General features: G+C 59.5%; 19 protein-coding genes. 15 read left to right on the top strand and 4 right to left on the bottom strand.

Features of this window, described 5'->3' with window-relative positions; all coding sequences use genetic code 11:
• The first annotated feature begins 11 nt into the window (after positions 1–11).
• Positions 12–1736, top strand: coding sequence for an ABC transporter ATP-binding protein/permease (locus MHH62_RS11655; RefSeq protein WP_060766591.1), 1725 nt, complete (start codon positions 12–14; stop codon positions 1734–1736).
• Positions 1737–1931: 195 nt separating this feature from the next.
• Here MHH62_RS11655 and MHH62_RS11650 read toward each other — a convergent pair whose 3' ends face one another.
• Positions 1932–2369 (bottom strand): DUF1043 family protein, encoded by a 438-nt coding sequence (locus tag MHH62_RS11650; protein ID WP_003171734.1) that lies wholly within the window; start codon positions 2367–2369, stop codon positions 1932–1934.
• Positions 2370–2515: 146 nt separating this feature from the next.
• Between MHH62_RS11650 and MHH62_RS11645 the strand changes: the two genes are divergently transcribed.
• The 3 genes from MHH62_RS11645 (at position 2516) to zapE (ending at position 5691) form a co-directional block, all read left to right on the top strand.
• Positions 2516–3145, top strand: coding sequence for an alpha/beta fold hydrolase (locus MHH62_RS11645; protein WP_038448913.1), 630 nt, complete (start codon positions 2516–2518; stop codon positions 3143–3145).
• Positions 3146–3161: 16 nt separating this feature from the next.
• A complete protein-coding gene (locus tag MHH62_RS11640) occupies positions 3162–4517 on the top strand; it encodes a tryptophan--tRNA ligase (protein ID WP_103451291.1) in 1356 nt (451 codons plus the stop codon).
• 79 nt (positions 4518–4596) lie between these two features.
• Positions 4597–5691 carry a cell division protein ZapE gene (gene zapE, locus MHH62_RS11635; RefSeq protein WP_014716907.1) on the top strand — a complete coding sequence of 365 codons (1095 nt, stop codon included), beginning with the start codon at positions 4597–4599 and terminating at the stop codon, positions 5689–5691.
• Between the two features lie 138 nt (positions 5692–5829).
• Here the strand turns inward: zapE and MHH62_RS11630 are convergent, their stop codons facing one another.
• Positions 5830–6750 carry a GlxA family transcriptional regulator gene (locus MHH62_RS11630; RefSeq protein WP_169918830.1) on the bottom strand — a complete coding sequence of 307 codons (921 nt, stop codon included), beginning with the start codon at positions 6748–6750 and terminating at the stop codon, positions 5830–5832.
• Positions 6751–6970: 220 nt separating this feature from the next.
• Between MHH62_RS11630 and MHH62_RS11625 the strand changes: the two genes are divergently transcribed.
• The gene (locus MHH62_RS11625; RefSeq protein ID WP_103451292.1) at positions 6971–8107 is read left to right on the top strand and encodes an acyl-CoA dehydrogenase family protein; all 1137 of its coding nucleotides are present in this window, start codon (positions 6971–6973) and stop codon (positions 8105–8107) included.
• A gap of 144 nt (positions 8108–8251) precedes the next feature.
• On the opposite strand, the gene MHH62_RS11620 is transcribed toward MHH62_RS11625, so the two are convergent.
• Positions 8252–9292 carry an NADP(H)-dependent aldo-keto reductase gene (locus tag MHH62_RS11620; RefSeq protein ID WP_014716910.1) on the bottom strand — a complete coding sequence of 347 codons (1041 nt, stop codon included), beginning with the start codon at positions 9290–9292 and terminating at the stop codon, positions 8252–8254.
• A gap of 250 nt (positions 9293–9542) precedes the next feature.
• Between MHH62_RS11620 and rplM the strand changes: the two genes are divergently transcribed.
• From rplM to MHH62_RS11580, 8 genes are all read left to right on the top strand, one after another.
• A complete protein-coding gene (gene rplM / locus MHH62_RS11615) occupies positions 9543–9971 on the top strand; it encodes a 50S ribosomal protein L13 (protein ID WP_003188508.1) in 429 nt (142 codons plus the stop codon).
• 14 nt (positions 9972–9985) lie between these two features.
• Positions 9986–10378, top strand: coding sequence for a 30S ribosomal protein S9 (rpsI, locus tag MHH62_RS11610; RefSeq protein WP_002555064.1), 393 nt, complete (start codon positions 9986–9988; stop codon positions 10376–10378).
• 266 nt (positions 10379–10644) lie between these two features.
• A complete protein-coding gene (petA, locus tag MHH62_RS11605) occupies positions 10645–11238 on the top strand; it encodes a ubiquinol-cytochrome c reductase iron-sulfur subunit (RefSeq protein WP_003188524.1) in 594 nt (197 codons plus the stop codon).
• Complete coding sequence (locus tag MHH62_RS11600; RefSeq protein ID WP_003188526.1) at positions 11238–12449, top strand: cytochrome bc complex cytochrome b subunit; 1212 nt, start codon at positions 11238–11240, stop codon at positions 12447–12449. The genes petA and MHH62_RS11600 overlap by 1 nt, the downstream gene beginning before the upstream one ends.
• Positions 12449–13228 (top strand): cytochrome c1, encoded by a 780-nt coding sequence (locus MHH62_RS11595; RefSeq protein WP_014716911.1) that lies wholly within the window; start codon positions 12449–12451, stop codon positions 13226–13228. Before MHH62_RS11600 ends, MHH62_RS11595 begins: the two co-directional genes overlap by 1 nt.
• A 148-nt stretch (positions 13229–13376) precedes the next feature.
• Entirely contained in the window at positions 13377–13994 is a 618-nt protein-coding gene (locus tag MHH62_RS11590) for a glutathione S-transferase N-terminal domain-containing protein (protein ID WP_003188529.1), read from the top strand.
• A 17-nt stretch (positions 13995–14011) separates the two neighbouring features.
• Entirely contained in the window at positions 14012–14431 is a 420-nt protein-coding gene (locus MHH62_RS11585) for a ClpXP protease specificity-enhancing factor (protein WP_014716912.1), read from the top strand.
• A gap of 159 nt (positions 14432–14590) precedes the next feature.
• Positions 14591–15340 (top strand): FadR/GntR family transcriptional regulator, encoded by a 750-nt coding sequence (locus MHH62_RS11580; RefSeq protein ID WP_003188534.1) that lies wholly within the window; start codon positions 14591–14593, stop codon positions 15338–15340.
• A 141-nt stretch (positions 15341–15481) separates the two neighbouring features.
• Here MHH62_RS11580 and MHH62_RS11575 read toward each other — a convergent pair whose 3' ends face one another.
• On the bottom strand, positions 15482–16639 hold the full coding sequence (locus MHH62_RS11575) for a phospholipase (RefSeq protein ID WP_137270418.1): 1158 nt from the start codon (positions 16637–16639) through the stop codon (positions 15482–15484).
• A 233-nt stretch (positions 16640–16872) separates the two neighbouring features.
• On the opposite strand from MHH62_RS11575, the gene kdgD reads away from it, so the two are divergent.
• Both kdgD and MHH62_RS11565 read left to right on the top strand, forming a co-directional pair.
• The gene (gene kdgD / locus MHH62_RS11570; protein WP_003188537.1) at positions 16873–17784 is read left to right on the top strand and encodes a 5-dehydro-4-deoxyglucarate dehydratase; all 912 of its coding nucleotides are present in this window, start codon (positions 16873–16875) and stop codon (positions 17782–17784) included.
• Between the two features lie 54 nt (positions 17785–17838).
• Complete coding sequence (locus tag MHH62_RS11565) at positions 17839–19284, top strand: aldehyde dehydrogenase family protein (protein WP_014716914.1); 1446 nt, start codon at positions 17839–17841, stop codon at positions 19282–19284.
• Positions 19285–19366 lie beyond the last annotated feature (82 nt).

Genomic DNA, 19366 nt, shown 5'->3' with positions numbered 1-19366 from the left:
GAGCCTGAACGATGAATCAGAATGCTGAATATCGCGCGGTCAACGACGCGGTGCGTGGGCAATTCTTCCGCCGAACCTGGGCGATGATCACACCCTATTGGCGCAGTGAAGAGAAGGGCAGGGCCTGGCTGCTGCTGGCCGCAGTGATTGGCCTGTCGCTGTTCAGCGTGGCGATCTCCGTGTGGATCAACCACTGGTACAAAGACTTCTACAACGCCCTGGAGAAGAAGGACACCGCGGCCTTCTGGCAGTTGATCGGCTATTTCGGCGGGATCGCGGCGGTGGCGATACTCGGTGCGGTGTACCGCCTTTACCTGACCCAGATGCTGACGATCCGCTGGCGCGCCTGGCTCACCGAAAAACACTTCAGCCGTTGGCTGGCCCACAAGAATTACTACCAGCTGGAGCAGGGCGGCTACACCGATAACCCGGACCAGCGGATTTCCGAAGACCTCAACAACTTTACGTCCGGCACCTTGAGCCTGGGCCTTGGGTTGCTGCGTAACGTGGTCAGCCTGGTGTCATTCTCGATCATCCTGTGGGGTGTCTCGGGCAGCATCGAAGTGTTCGGCGTCACCATCCCCGGTTACATGTTCTGGTGTGCGTTGCTGTACGCCGCCGTGGGCAGTTGGCTGACGCACCTGATCGGCCGGCGCTTGATTGGCCTGAGCAACCAGCAACAACGCTTTGAAGCGGACCTGCGTTTTTCCATGGTGCGGGTGCGTGAGAATGCCGAAAGTATCGCCCTGTACAACGGCGAGCCGAATGAAAGGCAGCGCCTGAGCACCCGCTTCGGCAAAGTCTGGCAGAACTTCTGGGACATCATGAAAGTGTCCAAGCGCCTGACCTTTTTCACCGCCGGCTACAGCCAGATCGCAATCATCTTCCCCTTTATCGTCGCCGCGCCGCGCTATTTCACCGGCAAGATCGAGCTGGGCGAGCTGATGCAAATCAACTCGGCGTTCGGCAACGTGCAAGAGAACTTCAGCTGGTTTATCAACGCCTATTCGGAGCTGGCAACCTGGCGCGCCACCAGCGACCGTCTGCTGAGTTTCCAGCAAGCCATGAGCGACAACGAGCAGCGTACGCCGGCGATCGACGTGCGCCCTGAAGGCGAGCGCCTGGTGATCAAGGACCTGGGCATGGACCTGGCCGACGGCCGTCACCTGCTCACTGATGCCGACATGACCGTGGAGCCTGGCGAGCGCGTCATGCTCAGCGGGCGTTCCGGCAGCGGCAAGAGCACTTTGCTGCGGGCGATGGGGCATCTGTGGCCCGCCGGTCATGGCAGCATTCGCTTACCGGCGACGCGCTATCTGTTCCTGCCACAGAAGCCTTACTTGCCGATTGGTACGCTCAAGGCCGTGTTGAGTTATCCACAGGACGACAGCGTCTATCCGGCAGAACGTTATGCACAGGTCCTGGAGACTTGCCGCCTGCCGCACCTGGTCAATCGCCTGGATGAAGCCAACCACTGGCAACGCATGCTCTCGCCGGGTGAGCAACAGCGCCTGGCCTTTGCCCGTGCGCTGTTGTTTGCACCGCGATGGCTGTACATGGATGAGGCAACCTCGGCCATGGATGAAGAAGACGAAGCAACCTTGTACCAGGCGTTGATCGATCAATTGCCGGGGTTGAGCATCGTCAGCGTCGGCCACCGCAGCAGCCTCAAGCGTTTCCATGGGCGGCATGTGCGCATCGACGGTGGGCGGTTGCAGGAACAACAACCGACCTGAACGCGTGCGCGCTCGATGTGGGAGCCGGGCTTGCCCGCGATGGCGGAGTGTCTGAGGCAGGTGTGTCAACGGGCACGCCGCTATCGCAGGCAATCCAGCTCCCACAGGAGGCGGTGTTGTCTGATGATTCAGGCACCTAATAAAAAGCCCGGCTGATCATCGATCAGCCGGGCTTTTTTATTGCCCGAAGATGACTTACTTCTTCAAGCCGTAATGCTCATCCAACATGCCTGGAGCGTTCGGCGTCTTTGGCGCGTAGTCCCGTGGTGGCTCCTGGTTTTCCCGAGGCGGGGTCAGGCGTTCCCGTGGGGTTTGCGGTGCATCGGAATGCAGCGCGGCCAGCAGGCGCTGGCGGGTGATGTCGTCGAGGGCCAGGCGGTTAGCGCCATCGGCGAGGTGATCCTGTACTTCCTGGTAGCTCTGGGTGAGCTTCTTGACCAGGGTCGCGGTGCTGTTGAAGTGGGTAACAACCTCGTTCTGATAACTGTCAAAACGTTCCTGAATGTCATCCAGCTGACGCTGCGTGCGGTTAGGCGCGGCATTGGGCAGCAGGCGGGCAACCAGGAAACCAATGGCGACACCGGCAACCAGGGCAAGAGTCGGCAACAACCAAACTAAGAGCGAGTGTTCCACGAGTCCTTCCTCTATAAACGGCTTTGCTTTACGTTAACGGCTCAAACCTGCGCTGTATACCGCGATTAAGCTCGCAATGATGCCATGCACAGACTTTTAGCTAGACGAGTCGACCCCTTGAGAGGTCACGGAGTTCATCCTTGCTCATGCGTGAAACCCCCGTTTTGATCGATGGCCCGGCGGGCCAATTGGAAGCCCTGTACCTGGATCACCCCGAACCACGTGGCCTGGCGCTGGTTTGCCACCCTAACCCGGTGCAGGGTGGCACCATGCTCAATAAAGTCGTCTCGACCCTGCAACGCACTGCCCGCGATGCGGGTTTGATTACTTTGCGTTTCAATTACCGGGGCGTGGGTGCCAGTGCCGGTACTCACGATATGGCCACCGGTGAGGTCGACGACGCTGAAGCGGCCGCCACCTGGCTGCGGGAAAAGCACCCGGACCTGCCAATCACCTTGCTCGGTTTTTCCTTCGGCGGTTACGTGGCTGCCAGTCTCGGCGGGCGTTTGGAGGCCAAGGGCGAAAAGCTCGCGCACCTGTTCATGGTGGCTGCGGCGGTGATGCGCCTGGGCGAGTCGGACGTGCTGCCCCAAGGCTGCCCATTGACCCTGATCCAGCCGGAAAGCGACGAAGTGGTCGACCCGCAAGTGGTCTATGCCTGGTCCGCCGCCCTGAAACGCCCCCATGAGCTGCTGAAAGTGGCAGAATGCGGACACTTTTTTCATGGCAAGCTGACCGATCTCAAGGATCTGGTGCTGCCACGCCTTTCGAATTGATGACAAGCGATCACCCATGACGACCCGTACCCGTATCCTCACCGGCATCACCACCACCGGCACGCCGCACCTGGGCAACTACGCCGGTGCGATTCGCCCGGCGATCCTCGCCAGCGAAGACGCGAATGCCGATTCCTTCTATTTCCTGGCCGACTACCACGCCCTGATCAAATGCGATGACCCGCAGCGCATCCAGCGCTCGCGTATGGAAATCGCCGCGACCTGGCTGGCCGGTGGCCTGGATGTGAACCGGGTGACTTTCTACCGCCAGTCGGACATCCCGGAAATCCCCGAGCTGACCTGGCTGCTGACCTGCGTTGCCGCCAAGGGCCTGCTCAACCGCGCCCATGCCTACAAGGCCTCGGTGGACAAGAACGTGGAGAACGGCGAAGACCCGGATGCGGGCATCAGCATGGGCCTGTACAGCTACCCGGTGCTGATGGCAGCGGACATCCTGATGTTCAACGCGCACAAGGTGCCGGTGGGCCGCGACCAGATCCAGCACGTGGAAATGGCCCGCGACATCGGCCAGCGCTTCAACCACCTGTTCGGCAACGGTAAAGAATTCTTCACCATGCCCGAGGCGCTGATCGAAGAGAGCGTTGCCACCTTGCCGGGCCTGGATGGTCGCAAGATGTCCAAGAGCTACGACAACACCATCCCGTTGTTCACCAGCGCCAAGGACATGAAGGACGCGATCTCGCGGATCGTCACCGACTCCCGCGCGCCAGGCGAACCCAAGGATCCGGACAATTCGCACCTGTTCACCCTTTACCAGGCGTTCGCGACCAAGGCCCAGGAAGCCGAATTCCGCGGTCAGTTGCTAGACGGCCTGGGCTGGGGCGAGGCAAAGAACCGTCTGTTCCAACTGCTCGACGGCCAGCTCGGCGAAGCGCGCGAGCGTTACCACCAACTGATGTCGCGCCCATCGGACATGGAAGACCTGCTGCAGGTCGGCGCGAAAAAAGCCCGTGCCGTGGCGGCACCGTTTCTGGCCGAGCTGCGTGAAGCGGTGGGCCTGCGTTCGTTCGTCAACCAGGCGGCGGCGCCGGTCGCCACCAAGAAAAAAGCCGCGAAGGCTGCGCGGTTTGTGAGCTTCCGTGAAACTGACGGCAGCTTCCGCTTCCGCCTGCTGGCCGCTGATGGCGAGCAACTGCTGCTGTCGCGCAACTTTGCCGATGGCAAAGCAGCCGGCGCGGTGACCAAGCAACTGCAAAGTGGTGATGCGCTGGACGTGCGCGCCGAGGCCCTGGGCTTCAGCGTATGGCTGGACGGCGCCGCAGTCGCTGACAGCGCCGAGTACGCCGATCAAGCATCGCGTGACGCGGCCATCGAAGCCTTGCGCGCTGCGTTGACCCCAATCGAGGATTAACCCGACCAAGGGTTGATTGCCATTATCCAGGGCCGTCGTTACAGTGTCGGCCCGTTTTTGTTGCCTTGCTAACGAAATTATGACGCCCCTAGAACGATATCAAGCTGATCTGAAACGCCCCGAGTTCTTCCACGACGCGGCCCAGGAAAATGCCGTGCGTCATTTGCAGCGCCTGTACGAGGACCTTGTGGCCGCGTCGCAAAGCAAGCCAGGGATGTTCAGCAAGCTGTTTGGCAAGAAAGACCACACGCCGGTCAAGGGCCTGTATTTCTGGGGCGGCGTGGGCCGTGGCAAGACTTACCTGGTAGACACCTTCTTTGAAGCGCTGCCGTTCAAGGAAAAGGTGCGTACGCACTTCCACCGCTTCATGAAGCGCGTGCACGAAGAGATGAAGACCCTGCCGGGCGAGAAAAACCCGCTGACCATCATCGCCAAGCGTTTCGCCCAAGAGGCCCGGGTGATCTGCTTCGATGAATTCTTCGTCTCCGACATCACCGACGCCATGATCCTTGGCACCCTGATGGAAGAACTGTTCAAGAACGGTGTGACCCTGGTGGCCACGTCGAACATCGTGCCCGATGGCCTGTACAAGGACGGCCTGCAACGTGCACGCTTCCTGCCGGCCATTGCGCTGATCAAGCAGAACACCGATATCGTCAACGTCGACAGCGGCGTCGACTACCGCTTGCGTCATCTGGAGCAAGCCGAGCTGTTCCACTTCCCGCTCAACGAAGCAGCACACGAAAGCCTGAAGAAAAGCTTCCGTGCGCTGACGCCGGAGTGCACCCAGGCGGTGGAAAACGACAAGCTGATGATCGAGAACCGCGAAATCATCGCGCTGCGCACCTGCGATGACGTGGCCTGGTTCGAGTTCCGCCAACTGTGCGATGGGCCACGCAGCCAGAACGATTACATCGAGCTGGGCAAGATCTTTCACGCCGTGATCTTGAGTGGTGTGGAACAGATGGGCGTGACTACCGACGATATCGCCCGACGGTTCATCAACATGGTCGATGAGTTCTACGACCGTAACGTCAAGCTGATCATCTCGGCGGAAGTCGAACTCAAGGACCTCTATACCGGCGGCCGCTTGAACTTCGAATTCCAGCGCACCTTGAGTCGCCTGCTGGAAATGCAGTCCCACGAGTTCCTGTCGCGCGGCCACAAGCCTTAAGCAATCTCCAGCTCAATGGAGAGCTAATGTGGGAGCCGGGCTTGCCCGCGATGGGGGTGTATCAGCCAACTATAGGCTGGCTGATACACCGTCATCGCAGGCAAGCCAGCTCCCACAATGGTTTGTGTTGGTCTGAGCTCAGGCGGCTTGCTGGAATTGCTGCCTGTACTGGTTGGGCGACAACTCCGTGTGCTGCCTGAACAACCGCGCAAAGAAACTCGCATCGTCGTAACCCACCTCGTAGCTGATGGTCTTGATGCTCTTGCGGCTGCCCGAGAGCAAGCCCTTGGCCGTTTCGATGCGTAGGCGCTGCAGGTAATGCAGCGGCTTGTCACCGGTGGCGGTCTGGAATCGGCGCATGAAGTTGCGGATGCTCATGCCGTGTTCCCGGGCGACGTCTTCAAAGCGGAATTTGTCGGCAAAGTGCTCTTCAAGCCAATGCTGGATCTGCAGGATGATCACGTCCTGATGCAGCTTCTGCCCGCCAAACCCGATCCGCCCCGGTGAATAGTTGCGCTGCACCTCATAGAGAATATCGCGGGCCACCGCCTGGGCGATGTTGGCGCCGCAGAAGCGTTCGATCAGGTAGATATAAAGGTCGCAGGCCGACGTGGTGCCGCCGGCGCAGTACAGGTTATCGGCATCCGTGAGGTGCTTGTCCTGGTTGAGTTGCACCTTGGGGAAGCGCTCGCTGAAGGCATTGAAGAAGCGCCAGTAGGTGGTCGCCTCCTTGCCATCGAGCAGCCCGGCTTCGGCCAGCCAGAACACCCCGGTGGCCTCGCCGCAGAGTACGGCGCCGCGGGCGTGCTGTTCGCGCAGCCACGGCAGCACTTGCGGGTAGCGGGAGCACAGGGCATCGAAGTCGTCCCAGAAGGCCGGCAGCACAATGATGTCGGCGTCTTCGAGGCCGCCGTCCACTGGCATGATCACATCGCTGAAGCTGCGCACGGACTGGCCGTCGGGGCTGACCAGGCGCGTTTCGAACCCTGGGGTCAGGCCCAGCCCTTGCTGTTTGCCATGGCGCAGGCTGGCGAGATGGAAGAAATCCTTGGCTTGCATGAGGGTTGAAGCGAATACCCGATCAATGGCCAAAATGCTGACGCGCCGCAACGGCGTGGAGATTTGGTTAGACATAATTTCATTTATTCTTATAGGGGAAAGTGGTCACCAGACGGCTGGATCGTCTTATTTTTTGTCGCATGTGTCCAGTGTCCCGTGACGCCTTCGGGGCATAGGCTCTGTGGGCTCGTCCTTGTCCGACAATCCACGCAGGTGACCCATGATCCCCAGAACCTTGTTCAGCTCGGAGCACGAACTCTTCCGTGAGAGCGTACGCACTTTCCTCGAAAAGCATGCCGTGCCCTTCCATGGGCAATGGGAAAAGCAGGGCTATATCGACCGTAACTTGTGGAACCAGGCGGGGGAGGCGGGCATGTTGTGTTCCCACCTGCCAGAGGAGTATGGCGGGCTGGGCGCGGACTTTCTCTATAGCGCGGTGGTGATCGAAGAAGTCAGCCGCCTGGGTTTGACCGGCATCGGTTTTTCCCTGCATTCGGATATCGTCGCGCCCTACATCCTGCATTACGGCAGTGAAGCGCTGAAGCACAAGTACCTGCCCCAGTTGATCTCCGGAGAGAGGGTCACAGCCATTGCCATGACCGAGCCGGGCGCCGGTTCCGACCTGCAAGGGGTCAAGACCAGCGCAGTGCTGGACGGTGACGAGTATGTGATCAACGGCTCCAAGACCTTTATCACCAACGGTTACCTGGCCGATCTGGTGATTGTCGTCGCCAAGACCGACCCCAAGGCTGGCGCCAAGGGTACCAGTCTGTTCCTGGTGGAAGCCGACACGCCGGGCTTCGACAAAGGTAAGCGCCTGGAGAAAGTTGGCATGAAGGCCCAGGACACCTCGGAGCTGTTCTTCCAGGATGTGCGCGTGCCCAAGGAAAATCTGCTGGGCCAGGCGGGCATGGGCTTTGCCTACCTGATGCAAGAGTTGCCGCAAGAACGCCTGACCGTGGCGATTGGCGCGCTGTCCTCAGCCGAAGCGGCGTTGCAGTGGACCATGGACTACACCCGTGAGCGCAAGGCGTTCGGCAAGGCGATCGCCGACTTCCAGAACACCCGGTTCAAGCTGGCGGAGATGGCCACCGAGATTCAGATTGGCCGTGTGTTTGTCGACCAGTGCATGGCCTTGCATCTGGAAGGCAAGCTGGACGTGCCCACGGCGGCGATGGCCAAGTACTGGGCCACCGACCTGCAGTGCAAGGTGCTCGATGAGTGCGTGCAGTTGCATGGCGGCTACGGCTTCATGTGGGAATACCCGATTGCCCGGGCCTGGGCGGATGCGCGGGTGCAGCGCATTTATGCGGGGACCAATGAGATCATGAAGGAGATCATTGCGCGGGCACTTTGATTGTTAGGTGCTCTTGATTGATCGTTCCCACGCTCCGCGTGGGAACGCCTCATGTGACGCTCCGCGTCACGACTCTGAAAGCGGACGCAGAGCGTCCAAGGCGGCATTCCCACGCAGAGCGTGGGAACGATCAGTGCGGATCAATCAAGGTGCTGGGTTGGGATGATCCTTCTGAATCGCCTCAATCCCTTCCAACACTTCTTTCGATAATTTCATGTCGGCACTGGCGATGTTGCTGTCCAGTTGTTCCAGCGATGTGGCCCCAATAATATTGCTGGTCACAAACGGTTGCTGCGTCACAAACGCCAGCGCCATCTGCGCCGGGTCCAGGCCATGTTCCCGCGCAAGAGCCACATACCGGCTGCACGCCGCTTCCGATTGCGGGTTGAAGTAGCGGCTGAAGCGGCTGTACTCGGTCAGGCGCGCCTTGGCCGGGCGAGCGCCATTTTCGTACTTGCCACTGAGCATGCCGAACGCCAAAGGCGAATAGGCCAACAAGCCGCACTGTTCACGAATGGCAACCTCCGCCAGGCCCACTTCAAAGCTGCGGTTAAGCAGGTTGTAGGGGTTCTGGATTGACACTGCACGTGGCCAGCCGCGGGCTTCGGCCAGGGCGAGGAACTTCATGGCGCCCCACGGCGTTTCGTTGGACAGGCCAATGTGGCGGATCTTGCCGGCCTTTACCTGTTCATCCAGGGCTTCGAGCGTTTCCTCCAGTGGGGTGAGGTCGTCTTCGTCCTTGTGCTTGTAGCTCAACTGGCCGAAGAAGTTGGTGCTGCGCTCCGGCCAATGCAGTTGGTAGAGGTCGATCCACTCGGTCTGCAGGCGCTTGAGGCTGGCGTCCAGGGCTGCGGCGATGTGCTTGCGGTTGTGGCGCAGGTGGCCATCGCGGATATAGTCGATGGTGTTGCCGGGGCCGGCGATCTTGCTGGCGAGAATCCAGTCGGCGCGGTCGCCACGGCTTTTGAAGTAGTTGCCGATGTAGCGCTCGGTGGTGGCGTAGGTGTCGGCCTTGGGCGGCACCGGGTACATTTCTGCGGTGTCGAGGAAGTTGATCCCCGCGGCCTTGGCCCTTTCGATCTGCGCGAAGGCCTCTGCCTCGCTGTTCTGCTCGCCCCAGGTCATGGTGCCCAACGCGATCGCGCTGACATTCAGATCGGTGCGGCCCAGCTGTCGGTAATCCATCGGGTACTCCTTCGGGGTAAAACAATCATAAAAGCAGGTTGAATTTTTTTTCGCAATCTGCATAATTGCCCACCTCTTTCTGCAGTGGAAGTGATGCGCCGCCTGCCGAAGAATCTTGCCGTTGAACGGACGCGCCGACCCGAGCCCCCGATAGCGTCTGTATCCGGCTGCCTTTGACCTTGTCAAAGTACGCACTATTCAGTAAGATCCGCCGTCTAAATTTACAGGCGGCCCCTGAGGCTATTAAAGAATGACAACTTTTACTGCAAAACCGGAAACAGTTCAGCGCGACTGGTTTGTCGTCGACGCCGCTGGTCAGACCCTGGGTCGTCTGGCCACTGAAGTCGCCAGCCGTCTGCGTGGCAAGCACAAGCCTGAATACACCCCGCACGTTGATACCGGCGACTACATCGTCATCATCAACGCTGAGCAGGTTCGTGTAACCGGCAACAAAGCAAGCGACAAAATGTACTACCGTCACTCCGGTTTCCCAGGCGGTATCAAGTCTTCCAACTTCGAAGGCCTGATTGCCAAGAAGCCTGAAGCCCCGATCGAAATCGCGGTCAAAGGCATGCTGCCTAAGGGCCCACTGGGTCGCGATATGTTTCGCAAGCTGAAAGTCTATGCGGGCGCTGTACACCCTCATGCTGCTCAGCAGCCCCAAGAACTGAAGTTTTAACGGAATAGTTCATTATGTCGGCGACTCAAAATTACGGCACTGGCCGTCGCAAAACCGCAACCGCACGCGTTTTCCTGCGTCCGGGCACTGGTAACATCTCGATCAACAACCGCTCCCTGGACAACTTCTTCGGTCGCGAAACTGCCCGCATGGTAGTTCGTCAGCCGCTGGAATTGACCGAGACCGTTGAAAAGTTCGACATCTACGTCACCGTTATCGGTGGCGGTGTAAGTGGTCAAGCTGGCGCAATCCGCCACGGTATCACTCGCGCTCTGATGCAGTACGACGAAACCCTGCGTGGCGCTCTGCGCAAAGCTGGCTTCGTGACTCGCGATGCTCGTGAAGTTGAACGTAAGAAAGTCGGTCTGCGTAAAGCGCGTAAGCGTCCGCAGTACTCGAAGCGTTAATTCGCTTTACGTTCCACAAAAACGCCCAGCCTCCTCACGGAGCTGGGCGTTTTTTATTGCCTGCGATTTATGCACATTTTTCGCCGTGACAACTTGCCACATCCGTAGACCCCCTATACTACAAGGCCTGGAGGCGGAGCCCCGGGCAATTCCCTTGTCATACGTGGGGCTTTTCATTACCATCCGTCAAAATTTTTATAAGTAAAGATTCAACACTTAGTAGACGCCTGATTTAACAGGCCAAAAAGCTGATGGGAGAGGACTGAATGAGCAATGACGGCGTGAATGCAGGCCGGCGTCGCTTCTTGGTAGCAGCCACATCCGTGGTGGGTGCTGCAGGAGCGGTGGGGGCTGCGGTCCCGTTCGTGGGGTCATGGTTTCCCAGTGCCAAGGCGAAAGCCGCAGGTGCACCGGTGAAGGTGAATGTCAGCAAGATCGAGCCAGGCCAGCAGATGATTGCTGAGTGGCGCGGCCAGCCGGTTTTCATTGTTCGTCGTACCGAGGAAATCCTGGGGAATCTGAAGAAGATCGAAGGCCAGCTGTCTGACCCGACGTCCGAAAAGTCCGACCAGCCCGCCTACGCCAAGAACGAAGCGCGTTCGATCAAGCCAGAAATTCTGCTGCTGGTTGGTCTGTGTACCCACTTGGGTTGTTCACCTACCTTCCGCCCGGAAGTGGCGCCTGTCGACTTGGGCAAAGACTGGGTCGGCGGTTATTTCTGCCCGTGCCACGGTTCCCACTATGACCTCGCCGGCCGCGTCTACAAATCCCAGCCTGCGCCCCTGAACCTGCCGGTTCCTCCTCACAATTACGAATCTGACGACATCATTGTCATTGGCCTCGACAAGGAGAACGCGTGATGAGCAAGTTCATGGATTGGGTGGATGCGCGCTTCCCCGCCACTAAAATGTGGGAAGACCATCTCAGCAAATATTACGCGCCGAAAAACTTCAACTTCTTCTACTTCTTCGGCTCCCTGGCGCTGTTGGTGCTGGTCAACCAGATCGTCACTGGCGTGTGGTTGACGATGAGCTACACGCCGTCGGCGGAAGAGGCGTTTGCCTCTGTCGAATACATCATGCGTGATGTCGAGTACGGCTCGATCCTGCGCCTGTTGCACTCCACCGGTGCGTCGGCGTTCTTTATCGTCGTCTACCTGCACATGTTCCGCGGCCTGCTCTACGGCTCGTACCAGAAGCCCCGTGAGCTGGTGTGGGTCTTCGGCATGTTGATCTATCTGGCACTGATGGCCGAAGCCTTTATGGGCTACCTGCTACCTTGGGGCCAGATGTCGTACTGGGGCGCCCAGGTGATCATCTCGCTGTTCGGCGCAATCCCGGTGATCGGCAACGACCTGACCCAGTGGATTCGTGGTGACTACCTGATCTCCGGCATCACCTTGAACCGCTTCTTCGCCTTGCACGTGGTGGCCTTGCCGATCGTGATCCTGGGCCTGGTGGTCTTGCATATCCTGGCGCTGCACGAAGTGGGTTCCAACAACCCGGATGGCGTGGACATCAAGAAGCACAAGGACGAGAACGGCATCCCGCTGGATGGCATTCCGTTCCACCCGTACTACACCGTGAAAGACATTGTCGGCGTGGTCGTGTTCCTGTTTGTGTTCTGCTCGATCGTGTTCTTTTTCCCGGAGATGGGCGGTTATTTCCTGGAGAAGCCTAACTTCGAACAGGCCAACGCCTTCAAGACACCTGAGCACATTGCCCCGGTCTGGTACTTCACGCCGTTCTACGCGATCTTGCGCGCGATCCCCGACAAACTCATGGGCGTGATCGCCATGGGCGCGGCCATCGCGGTGCTGTTCGTGCTGCCGTGGCTCGACCGTAGCCCGGTCAAGTCAATGCGCTACAAAGGCTGGCTGAGCAAGATCTGGCTGTGGGTGTTCTGCATTTCGTTTGTGATCCTGGGTGTGTTGGGTGTATTGGCGCCCACCCCTGAGCGGACGTTGCTGTCGCAGGTCTGCACCTTCCTGTACTTCGCCTACTTTATTCTGATGCCGTTCTATACCCGGCTCGAGAAGACCAAACCGGTTCCGGAAAGGGTGACTGGCTGATGAAAAAATTACTCGTTGCATTCGTGCTTGCGGCACTGCCGCTACTGTCCTTCGCTGCCGAACATGGTGCGCAGCTGGAAAAAGTCGATATCGATGTGTCTGACAAAGCCGCCATGCAGGACGGGCTGCGTACATTCACCAACTACTGCATGGGGTGCCACAGCGCCAAGTTCCAACGGTACGAGCGCGTTGCCGATGACCTGGGCATTCCCCATGAAGTGATGCTCAGCCACGCGGTGTTCACGGGTGCCAAGATCGGCGACCACATGAACATCGGCATGCAACCGGCCGACGCCAAGACCTGGTTCGGCGCCGCACCGCCCGACCTTACCCTGGTGGCCCGTGTACGCGGTACCGACTGGCTCTACGGTTACCTCAAGTCCTTCTACGAAGACCCTGCACGCCCCTATGGCGTGAACAACAAAGTCTTCCCGAACGTCGGCATGCCGAACGTTCTGGTCGGCCTGCAGGGGCGCCAAGTGGTAGGATGCAAGCAGGTTCAGGTCGTTGAAGACGGCAAGAAGCAATATGATCCGTTGACCGGCACGCCGCTGACCCATGAAGCGTGCGATCAACTGACCATCGTGCCCAAGACCGGTACGCTGAACGAAGAGCAGTTCGACGAGAAGGTCAAGAACCTGGTGACCTTCCTGGCCTACTCGGCCAACCCGGTCAAACTGCAGCATCAGCGCATCGGTACCTACGTCTTGCTGTACCTGGCTTTCTTCTTCGTATTCGCTTATTTGCTCAAGCGTGAATACTGGAAGGATGTGCATTGATCCAACCGTAAGCAATTGCTGTTAATCTTGCGCGCCCAGCGGCATCTCTGAACACGTAGCGCCGGTTTGAACCGGTCGTTACAGGGATGCTTTCTGGGCGCGCTCGTTTTTGAGCTTTCGATAATTTCAACAAGCGAGGAGGACCGCCATGGGCGTGACCAACCGGTTGGCCTGTTACTCCGACCCCGCCGACCACTATTCCCACCGAGTACGCATCGTGCTCGCAGAGAAGGGTGTCAGCGCCGAGATCATCAGTGTGGAGGCGGGCCGTCAGCCGCCGAAGCTGATCGAAGTGAACCCTTACGGCAGCTTGCCCACCCTGGTCGATCGTGACCTGGCGTTGTGGGAGTCGACCGTGGTGATGGAATACTTGGATGAGCGTTACCCTCATCCGCCTTTGCTGCCGGTGTACCCGGTGGCGCGTGCCAACAGCCGCCTGCTGATCCATCGGATCCAGCGTGACTGGTGCGGGTTGGTGGATGTGATCCTGGATTCGCGTTCCAAAGAAGCCGCTCGTGTGCAGGCGCGCAAGGAATTGCGCGAGAGCCTCACCGGCGTTTCGCCGTTGTTCGCCGATAAACCTTTTTTCCTCAGTGAGGAACAAAGCTTGGTGGATTGCTGCCTATTACCCATACTCTGGCGCTTGCCGATTCTGGGCATTGAACTGCCACGGCCGGCCAAGCCGTTGCTTGATTACATGGAGCGCCAGTTTGCGCGTGAGGCTTTCCAGGCAAGTCTGTCTGGTGCCGAACGCGATATGCGCTAAGGCTTAAGGAGCCGTTGATGAACTCCAGTCGACCTTACCTGGTCCGCGCGCTCTATGAGTGGATTGTGGACAACGATTGCACCCCGCACATGCTGGTCAATTCCGAATTTCCTGCGGTTCAGGTACCCCAGGGTTTTGCCAGTGACGGGCAAATTGTGCTGAACGTATCGCCCAGTGCCGTGCGCCACCTTCACATGGACAACGAAGCGGTGAGCTTCGAAGGGCGTTTCGGCGGTGTGCCCCATACGCTGTTCGTGCCCATCGGCGCCATCCTCGGGATCTACGCCCGGGAAAATGGCCAGGGCATGGTGTTCGATCTGGAGTCGCCTTTAGAGGATGACGAAACGATCGAAGGCGAAGACGGTGATGATGTACCGCCACCGGATACCGAGCCGCCGCGCCCTAGCGGTCGGCCAAGCTTGAAAGTGGTGAAGTAGGCGGATTTCGCTTACAGACCCATCTGAAAAATGCCCCGACGTCTGTCGGGGCATTTTTTTTGCGTGAAGGATATGGATGAAAGTCGCGCCAGAACGGTGATCGTACAACCACCATGGGCTATGATGCGGTCTTTAGTTCGTCGAGAAAGATGGTTCATCATGGAAAACGCCAGCGCCGCCCCACGTCTTCCCCGCAAGCGCCGCAGCCTTGCCCAGGAATTGGTCACGGTGTTGTCCGAGCAGATCCGCGATGGCCAGCTCAAACGCGGCGACAAGTTGCCCACCGAGTCGGCGATCATGGACGCCCATGGCGTCAGCCGGACGGTGGTGCGTGAAGCCATCTCGCGCCTGCAGGCGGCGGGGCAGGTCGAGACTCGCCATGGTATCGGCACCTTCGTGCTGGACACGCCAAGCCCCAGCGGTTTTCGCATAGACCCGGCCACGGTGGTGACCTTGCGTGATGTGCTGGCGATTCTGGAGTTGCGTATCAGCCTGGAAGTGGAGTCTGCGGGCCTCGCGGCGCTGCGTCGCAGCGATGAGCAACTGGCGGCCATGCGTGCGGCCCTCGATGCCTTGAATGAAAGTGCGGCCCACGCCGGCGATGCGGTGGCGTCGGACTTTGCCTTCCACCTGGAAATTGCGCTGTCTACCGGCAACCGCTACTTCACCGACATCATGACCCACCTGGGCACCAGCATCATTCCGCGTACCCGCCTGAATTCGGCGCGCCTGGCCCATGATGACCAACAGCACTACATGAGCCGCTTGAGCCGCGAACACGAAGAGATCTACGAGGCGATTGCCCGCCAGGATTCGGATGCGGCACGGGCGGCGATGCGCTTGCATTTGACCAACAGTCGCGAGCGACTGCGCCATGCCCATGAAGAGGCAGAGGCGCAGCGGGGCTGATCGTTCCCACGCTCTGCGTGGTAACGCCTCTATGGACGCTCCGCGTCCCGATGCGCGTGAATTTCTCAAGCCCTCGCAGGGTGACGCGGAGCGTCATAGGCTGTATTCCCACGCAGAGCGTGGGAACGATCATGCCAGCCGTTAGTTGGCGGGTTGGTTTGGCTTGTAGTCCTTAAGCAACAAGTACGTACTCCATCCCCACCAATCATTGGTCCAGTGCTTGTCGTTCAAATCGTTGACGTCCTTGCGCCGCAGCACCTTGTCCCCCTCCATCTTGAACAGCGGCGAGAAGTTATTCGCCGGGTTCTGCGCGGCGTTCAGGTCGGGCACATACAGCGGTGCCTTGAACTCAGCCGGGGAGGGCGCGATGCCGCTGATGAAGGTTTCGAAGATTTCATCTGCCGAGGCCTGTACCGCCCGTTTGACCTGCACGCGATTGTCGGCGTCAATGCTGTCGAAGTAGCGCTTGTCGCCGTAGGCATGCCACTGAGCGCCCATGGCATTGCGCACCTTGAGCCCGAATTTACTGTCTTCATCGTGCATGAAGCGGCTGATCAGCGAGCCGAGTTCTCCTGGCGTCACCACTGCCGCCAGTTGTTTGCGCGGTACCCGCAGGTGGCCGGCGGAAAACAGATCGGTCAAAAAGTGATCGGCAAAGCTGTTCATGGCGTAAGCCAATTCCAGGGCCTGGTCGGTGCCGGTCTGATGGGCCACCACTGCCTGTTGCAGTGCTGCCGTATGGCCGGCCATGTAGGCCGACAAGGCCCACTCACCGAAGTGGTCGGCGTTGTCCGCTGCCAGTTTCAAGTAGCGGCCCAGTGGCACGAGGGCCGAAACAGCGCTGCCGCCGCCGGTGATGCGGTTCCACTCCTCGGACAACGTATCACCCAGGGCGTCGTAGGCTTCGTGCGGCTGTTTGCCGTCCTTGATCGCCTGGTTGACGGCGTTGATCTCCTTTTGCATCACCGCCAGGATCTTCTGCGCTTCTTCCCGTGAAGCGGGCAACACGGCAAGAGAATTGAAGGCCGCGGTAAAGCGTTGCACGCGCTCGGACGGCGAGTTGCCATCGCTGATCGGTTGGCCGGGGATGCCATAGAAGTCGCCGCCCAGGGCGATTACTTGACCATAGGTCAGCGCGAGCCCGTTGGGCAGGTGCAGTTCGACTTGGCGCGCAGGGATGGCCGGGGCGTCCTTGCTGAAGCGAAGCAGGGTGTCATCGCCGATGGCGGTGTGTTCACCGCCTTCGAAGCGCAGGGTTGGCGGGTTTTTTTCGGGTGCTGCGAGTTCAAGACCTGACATGTTAGCTCCTTGCTATGTCGTAGGAATCTTCCTTGATAACTGTATACATATACAGTTATATGGATCATAGGTGAGAAATTTCCTACGTCAAGAGCCGCGTCTTAAGCCTTCGCAGGAGTACGCCGGATGAATTGCAGTTGACGAATTTATTTATAGTTGTACGATGACGTACGACATCATCAAAACCAACAACAACCTTTCGTTAGAAAGTCTTCGCCCAGGGTGTTCGAATAATGAATCCACAAGAACTGAAGTCCATCCTCTCCCACGGTCTGCTGTCTTTCCCGGTGACCGATTTCAACGCCCAGGGTGATTTCCACCAGGCGGGTTACATCAAGCGCCTGGAATGGCTGGCCCCTTATGGCGCCAGCGCCTTGTTCGCCGCAGGCGGCACAGGTGAGTTTTTCTCCCTGGCGGCCAGCGAATATTCCCAGGTGGTGAAAACCGCCGTGGATACCTGCGCGTCCAGCGTGCCGATCCTGGCCGGTGTGGGCGGTGCTACCCGCCAAGCCATCGAGTACGCCCAAGAGGCCGAACGCCTCGGCGCCAAAGGGTTGCTGCTGCTGCCGCACTACCTCACCGAAGCCAGCCAGGACGGGGTTGCCGCCCACGTTGAAGCCGTGTGCAAGTCGGTCAAGATCGGCGTGGTGGTGTACAACCGCAATGTCTGCCGCCTGACCGCACCGCTGCTGGAGCGCCTGGCCGAGCGCTGCCCGAACCTGATCGGCTACAAGGATGGCCTGGGCGATATCGAATTGATGGTGTCGATCCGCCGTCGCCTGGGCGACCGTTTCAGCTACCTCGGTGGCTTGCCGACCGCAGAGGTTTACGCCGCAGCCTACAAGGCCCTGGGCGTGCCGGTGTACTCCTCGGCGGTGTTCAACTTCATCCCCAAGACGGCGATGGATTTCTATCACGCCATTGCCCGCGAAGATCACGCCACCGTCGGCAAGATCATCGACGACTTCTTCCTGCCGTACCTGGATATCCGTAATCGCAAGGCCGGTTACGCGGTGAGCATCGTCAAGGCCGGTGCGAAAATCGTCGGTTATGACGCCGGCCCCGTGCGCACGCCACTGACCGACCTGCTGCCGGAAGAGTACGAAGCCCTCGCCGCGCTGATCGACAAGCAAGGCGCGCAATAAATTATCCACAAGGCCGCTGAGCAATCAGCGGCCTTTTGCGTCAGGAGAAGATTCGTGTCCCAAGCAAAGCGTTTTGAGAACTACATCAATGGCCAATGGGTAACCGGCGCCGACTACTGCACCAACATCAACCCCTCGGATGTGTCCGACGCCATTGGCGAATATGCCAAAGCCGACGTGGCCCAAGTCAACGCGGCCATCGACGCTGCCCGCGCCGCGTTCCCGGCGTGGTCCACCTCCGGTATCCAGGCGCGTCACGATGCGCTGGATAAAGTCGGCAGCGAGATTCTCGCCCGTCGTGAAGAACTCGGCACCCTGCTGGCCCGCGAAGAGGGCAAGACCCTGCCCGAAGCCATTGGTGAAGTGACCCGCGCCGGCAATATTTTCAAATTCTTCGCCGGTGAGTGCCTGCGCCTGTCGGGCGATTACGTGCCTTCGGTGCGCCCGGGCGTCAACGTTGAAGTGACCCGCGAAGCCCTCGGTGTGGTGGGCCTGATCACCCCGTGGAATTTCCCGATCGCCATCCCCGCGTGGAAAATCGCTCCGGCCCTGGCCTACGGCAACTGCGTGGTGATCAAGCCTGCCGAACTGGTGCCGGGCTGTGCCTGGGCCTTGGCCGAAATCATCTCCCGCGCCGGCTTCCCTGCCGGTGTGTTCAACCTGGTGATGGGCAGTGGCCGTGTGGTCGGCGACGTGCTGGTCAACAGCCCGAAAGTCGATGGCATCAGTTTCACCGGGTCTGTGGGTGTTGGGCGTCAGATCGCCGTCAGCTGTGTATCGCGCCAGGCCAAGGTGCAGTTGGAAATGGGCGGCAAGAACCCGCAGATCATTCTCGACGATGCCGACCTCAAGCAGGCTGTCGAGCTGTCGGTACAGAGTGCGTTCTACTCCACCGGCCAGCGTTGCACCGCCTCGAGCCGCTTGATTGTCACCGCGGGGATCCACGACCAGTTTGTCGCCGCCATGGCCGAGCGCATGAAGTCGATCAAGGTCGGCCACGCTTTGCATAGTGGTACCGACATTGGCCCGGTGGTGTCCCAGGCCCAGTTGGATCAGGACATGAAATACATCGACATCGGCCAGAGCGAAGGCGCCCGGCTGGTGAGCGGTGGCGGCCTGGTCACCTGCGACACCGAAGGCTATTACCTGGCGCCCACACTGTTTGCCGACAGTGAAGCGGCGATGCGCATCAGCCGTGAAGAGATCTTCGGCCCGGTGGCCAACGTGGTGCGCGTGGCGGACTACGAGGCGGCGCTGGCCATGGCCAATGACACCGAGTTCGGCTTGTCGGCCGGCATCGCCACCACCTCGCTCAAATATGCCAACCACTTCAAGCGCCACTCCCAGGCTGGAATGGTGATGGTCAACCTGCCGACGGCGGGGGTGGACTACCACGTTCCATTTGGTGGCCGTAAGGGCTCATCCTACGGTTCGCGTGAGCAAGGTCGCTATGCGCAAGAGTTCTACACCGTGGTGAAAACCAGCTACATCGGTTCGTAACACGCAGCACCCCGTGGCACCGGCTCCAGGTGGGAGCTGGCTTGCCTGCGATAGCCTCACCTCGGTCTCGCTGACACACCGA

It is taken from the genome of Pseudomonas sp. FSL L8-0168 (assembly GCF_037976155.1).
GTDB lineage: Bacteria > Pseudomonadota > Gammaproteobacteria > Pseudomonadales > Pseudomonadaceae > Aquipseudomonas > Aquipseudomonas paracarnis.
This window is presented reverse-complemented; position numbering and strand designations above follow the sequence as displayed.